The following is an 8,050-nucleotide window of genomic DNA, read 5'->3' as shown; positions in this document are numbered from 1 at the left end:
GTGGTTATCGCGACGAGCGCAAGCGCTCGCGCGGAGGTCCCGGATCTGCGCTCCGCCCTGGACAACGCTACGCGTTGCCAAGGCTGCGCTTGTCCGGGACGACAGCGGAGACTTTTGCCGCCGCTTTTTCCCTGCCTGTTAGCTCGACGAACTCGCCACCGCGGCGCCCGTCGTTGCACCCTGCCGCCTCCGTTCGACGCCTTCAGGCAGGCGCAGCGCCATCGTCGCGATCAGGCTGATCACGCTCATGGCGATGACGTACCAGACCCATGACAGCTTGTCGCCGGTCGCGCCGATGATCCAGGTGAACGCGAACTGCGCGGTGCCGCCAAAGATGGTCACGCCGAGCGCGTAGGCGATCGACAGACCTGCGGTGCGAACGATCGCCGGGAAGATCAGCGGGATGAGGATGATGCCCGCACCTGACGACATCGCGTGGAATGCGATCAATGTCGCCGATGTCGCCAAGAACACCAGCGGCGAGCCCGACGACACGACCAGCTGCAGCGCGGGGTAGAGCAGCAGCGTCACGATGATGCGCGGGACGATGGTGACGGTCTTCAAGCCGTATTTGTCCGCCAGCAGCCCACCGAGCAGTGCGAAGATGGTTCCGCTGATGAAGGTGACGAAGTTGGTCGCCATCGCCCAGCCCTGGCTGTAGTGCAGCGTGCTGATGGCGTAGGTGGTCGTGTAGAGGAAGAAGTACTGGCTGATCGTCGCGCCCGAGATCAAGAGGATGCAGAGCACGATCTTGGCCCAGTGATTGGCCAGGATGTCGGAGAGCACGCCGCCCACGCTGGCATGAGCTTCTTCCCTGTTCAGGGTTTCATCGAGATTGCGGCGGATGAAGTAACCGACCGGCGCAATCAGGATTCCCAGCAGGAACGGGATTCGCCAGCCCCAGCTGTCATTCGCGCCGGGCGTAATCAGAAGTGCGAGCAGAAGGCCGATCAAGGCAGACAAGAGACTGCCCATGTTCTGGCTGGCGAGCTGCCAGCTGCCGAAAAAGCCCTTCCGGTGCGCGGGCGCACTTTCGAGAAGATAGGTCGTCGCCGGGCCCATCTCGCCACCGGCCGAAAAGCCTTGCAGCAGGCGCGCGAACACCAGCATGACCGGCGCCAGCAGGCCGATCTGATCGTAGGTTGGCAACAGACCGATGATGCCGGTTCCCAGCGCCATCAACCAGATCGTCAGGGTCATCGCGGGCTTGCGGCCGAAGCGATCCGCATAGGCGCCGATGACGATGCCGCCGAGCGGCCGCACCACGAAGCCGACGCCGAAGGTGGCGACGGCCAGCAGTAGGCTCGTGTTCGGATTGTCCGCCGGGAAGAACGCCTTGGCGAGCCAGGTGGCGAACGCCGCGTAGACGGTAAAATCGTAGAATTCGAGCGCGTTGCCCAGAATGGCCGCGCCGACGCGCATGGTTTGAGAGGGACGCGCGCGGTCAGTCTGGTTCACGGGGTCGCACCTTGTGTCACTTGCATGAACGCGAAGTGACGCAAAAGGAGCTTGCTTGCAACCCTTAAGCCCGCCTTAGCGGCCCGCTTTCCACGCAGCCGTTACCGCTCCGATCTCGGCGCCTTCCGGTTCGCGAACCGCAGACGGTGTGCGCGAGAAGCGCGGCGCGGGCGCGGGCTGTTTCACGCCGTGGCGCTCGAGGAAGACGTTGCGGGCGACCATGTGCGGATGCTTGGTCGCTTCCGACATGGTCAGTACCGGCGCGAAGCAGATGTCGGTGCCTTCCATGATCTTGCACCAGTCTTCGCGCGTCTTGCTCTTGAACACGGCCTTCAGCTTCTCCTTCAGCGCCGGCCAGGCCTTGGGGTCCATCTGTGCGTCGAAATCGGCGTCGGTCAGGCCCGCGTGCTCGCGGAGCAGCGCGTAGAATTGCGGCTCGATCGAGCCGATCGAAACGAAATGGCCGCAGGCGCATTCATAGACGCCGTAGAAATGCGCGCCGCCATCGAGGAAGTTCTGGTTGCGCCCCTCGGTCCAGCGGCCAAGCGTTTTCATGTCGAAGAAGAACGACATCAGCGATGCCGCGCCGTCGCACATCGCAGTGTCGACAACCTGGCCCTTGCCGGACTTCTGGGCTTCCAGAAGTGCCGCGAGTACGCCGACCACGAGATAGAGCGCGCCGCCGCCGAAATCGCCGACCAAATTGAGCGGCGGCACCGGCGCTTCCTTGGTGCCGATCGCGGCGAGCGCGCCGGTGATGGAGATGTAATTGATGTCATGACCGGCGGCATTGGCGAGCGGGCCTTCCTGGCCCCAGCCGGTCATGCGGCCATAGACGAGTTTTGGATTGCGGGCGAGCACGACATCGGGGCCGAGCCCGAGACGCTCCATCACGCCGGGACGAAAGCCTTCGACCAAGGCGTCGGCGCTGGCAAGCAGGTCGAGCACCTGCGCGATCGCGGCCTTGTCCTTGAGGTCGAGCTCGATCACCTTGCGGCCGCGGCCCGCCACCGACTTCATGCTCTTCTTCGCGCCAACGCGATCGAGCGTGACGACGTCGGCGCCCATGTCGGCCAGCATCATGCAGGCGAACGGACCGGGTCCGATGCCGGCGAATTCAACGACGCGGAAGCCCGAGAGCGGGCCGGAGATGCGAACGGAAGAGTTTTGGGCTGGTTTATCGAGCACGTTGTTGTTCCTCGGGTCGCGGGCGGCTGCCGGTGGTCCGGTAATCGCCTCGGACATTCCTCTCTAGGGCGAGTTAATTGGCTGATTAACTTTTCTCGCCTTCACGTCAGCGAGGCAAGCGCTTTTCCTGCATGGGCGCATAATAAAAGCGGCGCGCATTGCTGCGCGCCGCAAAAGATTTGTGTTGAGTCGCTACAGCGCGATTGTGTCGCGCTCAAGCCGGTTGATGCGTTGTCAGCCGGCAGCCGCAACCGCGCGCTGCGCCATCACCTTGACGAGGTTGGCGCGGTAGTCCGACGAACCGTGAATGTCGGAGAGAAGTCCGCTCGCCGAAATATTCACGCTGTCGATCGCCGACGGTGACCAGTTCGCCTTCAGCGCGGCTTCGATTGCGGGAACCCGCATCACGCCGCTCTGCGAGGCGCCGGTGGCGGCCACGCGGATCTCGCCCGACTTCGTCTGCGCGACGAAGACGCCGGTCAGCGCGAAGCGCGAGGCCGGATGTGGCATCTTGGCGTAGCCCGCCTTCTGCGGAACCGGAAACGACACCGCGGTGATGATCTCGCCGTCTTCGAGGGCCGTCGTGAACAGATCCTTGAAGAAATCATCCGCCGCAATCGACCGCTTGTTGGTCTTTACGGTGGCGCCGAGCGCCAACGTCGCGGCCGGATAGTCGGCGGCCGGATCGTTGTTGGCGAGCGAGCCGCCGATCGTGCCGCGATAGCGCACCGCAGGGTCGCCGATCAGCGATGCCAGATAGGCGAGTGCGGGGATCGCCTTCTTCGCGGCATCGCTGGTCGCCACATCATAATGCGGTGTGGCGGCCTTGATGGTCAGCGTGTCGCCGGAGGCCTCGACGCCGATCATGTCCTTGATCTTCGCAAGGTCGATCACGTCGGACGGGCTGGCGAGCCGCTGCTTCATGACCGGCAGCAGCGTCTGGCCGCCGGCGAGGAATTTCGCCTCGCTGCTCTTGCTGAACAGGCTGGCGGCCTCGTCGACCGAGGAAGCGCGATGATAGGTGGTCTGGTACATCTTCGTTCCTCCCTCTTAGGCCGCGTGGATCGTGCGCCACACCCGGTCCGGGGTTGCGGGCATTTCCAGATTGTTCTTGCCGATCGCATCCGTGATCGCGTTGATCACGGCCGCAGAGGCGCCGATCGCGCCGGCCTCACCGCAACCCTTGATGCCGAGGGGATTACCCGGGCACAGCGTCGTGGTGTGGGAGAGGTTGAACGAGGGCAGGTCGTCGGCGCGCGGCATGGAGTAATCCATGAACGAGGCCGTGACCGGCTGGCCGTTGGCATCGTAGATCGCGTGCTCGAGCAGCGCCTGCCCGATGCCCTGGGCGAGGCCGCCATGGACCTGGCCTTCGACGATCATCGGGTTGATCAGCCGGCCGAAATCGTCGGCCGCGACGAAGTTGACGAAGGAGGTCTTGCCCGTGCCGGGATCGACCTCGAGCTCGCAGATATAGGCGCCGGCCGGGAAGGTGAAGTTGGTCGGGTCGTAGAAGGCGCTTTCCTTCAAGCCCGGCTCCATCCCTTCAGGCAGATTGTGCGCGGTGTAGGCCGCGAGCGCGACCATCGGGAAGGCGATTGCCTTGTCCGTGCCCGTCACCTTGAACTCGCCGTTCTCGATGACGATGTCGGCTTCGGATGCTTCCAGCGCATGCGCCGCGATCTTCTTGGCCTTGGATTCCATCTTCTCCATGGCCTTCAGGATCGCGGTGAGGCCGACGGCCGCGGAACGCGAGCCGTAGGTGCCCATGCCGAACTGCACCTTGTCGGTATCGCCATGGACGATCGAGACCTGGCTGATGGGAACGCCGAGGCGGTCGGCGACGAGCTGGCAGAACGTGGTCTCATGGCCCTGGCCGTGGCTGTGCGAGCCCGTCAGGATCTCGATGGTGCCGACCGGGTTGACGCGCACTTCTGCGGACTCCCAGAGACCGACGCCGGCACCTAAGCTGCCGACCGCCTTGGACGGTGCGATGCCGCAGGCCTCGATGTAGCAGGACACGCCGATGCCGCGCAGCTTGCCATCGCCTTTCGCCTTGGCCTTGCGGGCGGCGAAGCCGGCATAGTCGATGGCCTTCATCGCGGCGTCGAGTGAGGCGTTAAAATCGCCGGTATCATAGGCCATGATCACAGGCGTCTGGTGCGGGAACTGGGTGATGAAGTTGGTCCTGCGCAGCTCGGCCGGATCGACCTTGAGCTGCCGCGCCGCCGTCTCCATCAGCCGTTCGATCAGGTAGCTTGCCTCGGGGCGGCCGGCGCCGCGATAGGCATCGACCGGCGTGGTGTTGGTGTAGACGCCGATCACCTCGGCATGGATCGTCGGGATGTTGTATTGGCCCGACAGCAGCGTCGCGTAGAGATAGGTCGGCACCGACGACGAGAACAGCGACATGTAGGCGCCGAAATTGGCGTAGGTCTTCACCTTCAGGCCGGTAATCTTGTTGCTGGCGTCGAATGCCATCTCGGCGTGGGTGACATGGTCACGGCCATGCGCGTCGGTCAGGAAGGCCTCGGTGCGGTCGCCCGTCCATTTCACTGGGCGGCCGACCTTCTTCGACGCCCACAGCGCCACCATCTCTTCCGGATAGATGAAGATCTTCGAGCCGAAGCCGCCGCCGACGTCGGGTGCGATCACGCGCAGCTTGTGCTCGGGGGCGATGTTGTAGAACGCCGACAGCACGAGGCGTGCGACGTGCGGGTTCTGCGACGTCGTATAGAGCGTGAAATGCTCGTCCGCCGCGTCGTAGTCGGCGATCGCCGCGCGCGGCTCCATCGCGTTCGGGGCGAGGCGGTTGTTGGTGACGTCGAGTTTTACGACATTGGCGGCCTTCGCGAAGGCGGCATCCGTTGCGCCCTCGTCGCCGATGACCCAGTCATAAACCTGGTTGCCGGGGGCTTCGGGGTGAAGCTGCGGTGCACCGGCCTTGATGGCGGCGTGGACGTCGGCGACAGCCGGCAGCTCTTCATAGTCCACGACCACGGCTTCGGCCGCGTCGCGCGCCAGATTCTTGCTGTCCGCGATCACAACGGCGACGGCCTGGCCGACGAAGCGTACTGTCTCCGGCGCCATTGCCGGCCATGCGCCCATCTTCATCGGACTGCCGTCCTTGGAGGTGATGGCCCAGCCGCAGATGAGGTTGCCGACCTTGTCGTCGACAATCTGCTGTCCGGTGAGCACTGCGACGACGCCCGGCATCTTCAGCGCGGCGGACGAGTCGATTTTCTTCACCTTGGCGTGCGCGTGCGGGCTTCGGATGAAATGGGCATGGGTCATGCCCTGCAATTTGATGTCGTCGACGTAGCGGCCCTTGCCGGTAATGAAACGCTTGTCTTCCTTGCGCACGACGCGTGCGCCGATGCCTTCAACACCCATGTCTGGTCCTCCCGACCGGAAATTGTTTGGCCGCGCTGTCCATCGATAGCGGCGGCGGTGATTCTGCTTTCGAGGCGGGCCGCTTTACTCGGCCGCCTGCGAGACCTTCATGCGGCCGGCCGCATCCAGCACGGCTTTGACGATGTTGTGGTAGCCGGTGCAGCGGCAAATATTGCCTTCGAGCTCGTGACGGACGGTGGCTTCGTCGAGCTGACCGCCATGGCGATGCACGATGTCGATCGCCGACATGATCATGCCCGGCGTGCAATAGCCGCACTGCAGGCCATGATTGTCGCGGAAGGCGGCCTGCATCGGGTGCAGCTCATCACCCTTGGCGATGCCTTCGATGGTGGTGACGCTGGCGCCGTCCGCTTGTCCTGCCAGCATGGTGCAGGATTTCACCGCCTTGCCGTCAATGTGAACGACGCAAGCGCCGCACTGGCTGGTGTCGCAGCCGACATGGGTCCCGGTGAGGTTGAGGTGATCGCGCAGGAGATGGACCAGCAGCGTGCGGTCCTCGACGTCGACAGCAACGGCTTTGCCGTTCACTGTCAGTTTGACTGTAGACACGGTGGAGTCCTCCCAGGAATGATTTTGATTGCTTCTAATTAGAGACAGCGCCCCGGAACTTTGCAACTAGGATTTTGGTCGCCTCGGTCATGGAAAAGTCATCGATCCTGACGGGGTGCAATGATTTGCGCGGGCAAGCCGAGGATTCCTTGGCCGGACCGCCTGCCGGGGTGGGATGCCAGCCATCATGTCATCTGGTCGGCCTTTGGCCGATGAAGCCGGAGATTGCTCGCGTCTGCCAAATTTACCGCCCCTTATCGATTCTGCCCTAGTTTTGCGCATCCGGCCGGGGGCGGGGCGCCTCCGGATCGCGGCTGAATACAAAATGGGGGTTGGAATGTCCGGGCGTATCGCGTCGCCGTCGAAGCGTACAATATTTCCGACCCTCCGGTTCCGCGCAAAAATCATCCTCGGCTTTGCCGCGGTGCTGGTGATCTCCGCCGGCAGCATGGCTTTCTCTTATTTCGGCTTTGAACGGGTCTCGTCCGGGGTCGGATCTTATCGCGCCAGCGTTTCCGAGGCCGACCTCGCCCGCAACATCGACCGCGAGTTGCTCGCCTATCGTTCGGCCGTCAAATATTTCGTCGCCACCGGCAAGGAGGACGATGCCAAGGCGGCACTGGACACCGAAGCCAGCCTGAAGAATGCCATCGACCAGGCCGTCAAGAGCGCCAAGAACCCGGCACGCCTGGACAGCCTCAATAAGCTCGCCAAGGAATTCTCCAATTTCTCCACCACCTTCGCCAAGGTCCTCCAGGCCAAGCGCGACAACGGGCTCCTGGTCCAGAACCAGCTCACGCGCAATGCCAACCTCCTGAAGTACAAGCTTGACGACATCGGCAACAACGCCTCCGATTCCGAGGCCCAGTCGATCGAGTTCGGCACCAAGCAGGCCAACGCCCAGTTCCAGACCGCGAGCGCGGCGGCAACCAACTTCGTGCTGACGTCCGACCAGGGGATCGCTACCAGCGCGCTGGCGCGGCTGAAATTCGTCGAGAACTCGCTGGGCGCGGTCTATTCCATGGACGACAAGATCGTTGCCGGCCTGAAGGACGCCAAGGCACTGCTTGTCGCCTATCGTGAAGCGCTGGAAAAGCTGATCACCAACGCCAAGATGGTCGATGAGCTCGTCACCGAGATGAGCGGCTCTGCCGGCGCGATCCTTCAGGGCGCCACTGCCATGAAGGCGGATCTGGTCGCCGAGCAGCAGAGGCTTGATTCGGAGTCGGAAGCGACCATCGGACAGACCGAACACCTGGTCTTGATGCTGGCCGTCGGTGGCACGCTGCTCGGCGTCGTCCTCGCCTTCCTGCTCGGCACCGGCATCTCGCGTCCGATGATCGCGATGTGCAAGGCGATGCGTGAGCTTGCCTCGGGCAATTTCGACGTCGTGCTGCCGGGCCTCGGCCGCAAGGACGAGATCGGCGAGATGGCCGGCGCG

The 8,050-nt window shown here is 63.6% G+C and carries 6 protein-coding genes; 1 reads left to right on the top strand and 5 read right to left on the bottom strand.

The genetic code is table 11. From position 1 onward, the window contains the following. Positions 1-138 precede the first annotated feature (138 nt). The 5 genes from AC629_RS17015 to AC629_RS16995 all read right to left on the bottom strand — a co-directional run bounded on the left by AC629_RS17015 (position 139) and on the right by AC629_RS16995 (position 6,609). Positions 139-1,458: an MFS transporter gene (locus AC629_RS17015; RefSeq protein ID WP_084806117.1), complete on the bottom strand. Its 1,320-nt coding sequence runs from the start codon at positions 1,456-1,458 to the stop codon at positions 139-141. Positions 1,459-1,533: 75 nt separating this feature from the next. Further along, positions 1,534-2,646 carry a CaiB/BaiF CoA transferase family protein gene (locus AC629_RS17010; RefSeq protein WP_084806119.1) on the bottom strand — a complete coding sequence of 371 codons (1,113 nt, stop codon included), beginning with the start codon at positions 2,644-2,646 and terminating at the stop codon, positions 1,534-1,536. Positions 2,647-2,880: 234 nt separating this feature from the next. Further along, a complete protein-coding gene (locus AC629_RS17005; protein ID WP_084806115.1) occupies positions 2,881-3,681 on the bottom strand; it encodes an FAD binding domain-containing protein in 801 nt (266 codons plus the stop codon). A 15-nt stretch (positions 3,682-3,696) separates the two neighbouring features. Then, entirely contained in the window at positions 3,697-6,039 is a 2,343-nt protein-coding gene (locus AC629_RS17000) for a xanthine dehydrogenase family protein molybdopterin-binding subunit (protein WP_084806111.1), read from the bottom strand. A gap of 84 nt (positions 6,040-6,123) precedes the next feature. Beyond that, positions 6,124-6,609 (bottom strand): (2Fe-2S)-binding protein, encoded by a 486-nt coding sequence (locus tag AC629_RS16995; protein WP_084806109.1) that lies wholly within the window; start codon positions 6,607-6,609, stop codon positions 6,124-6,126. 337 nt (positions 6,610-6,946) lie between these two features. Between AC629_RS16995 and AC629_RS16990 the strand changes: the two genes are divergently transcribed. Next, on the top strand, positions 6,947-8,050 hold a 1,104-nt coding region (locus AC629_RS16990), incomplete at its 3' end, for a HAMP domain-containing protein (RefSeq protein WP_143199187.1).

The organism is Bradyrhizobium sp. NAS80.1, assembly GCF_001908205.1.
Taxonomy (GTDB): Bacteria; Pseudomonadota; Alphaproteobacteria; order Rhizobiales; family Xanthobacteraceae; genus Bradyrhizobium.
Note: the sequence above shows the minus strand (reverse complement) of the source record. Positions and strands in the feature narration are given on the sequence as shown.

Excerpts from the sequence above, each read along its gene's own strand:
- AC629_RS17000 (WP_084806111.1), bottom strand. The coding sequence starts at position 6,039 with ATGGGTGTTGAAGGCATCGGCGCACGCGTCGTGCGCAAGGAAGACAAG.
- AC629_RS17005 (WP_084806115.1), bottom strand. The coding sequence starts at position 3,681 with ATGTACCAGACCACCTATCATCGCGCTTCCTCGGTCGACGAGGCCGCC.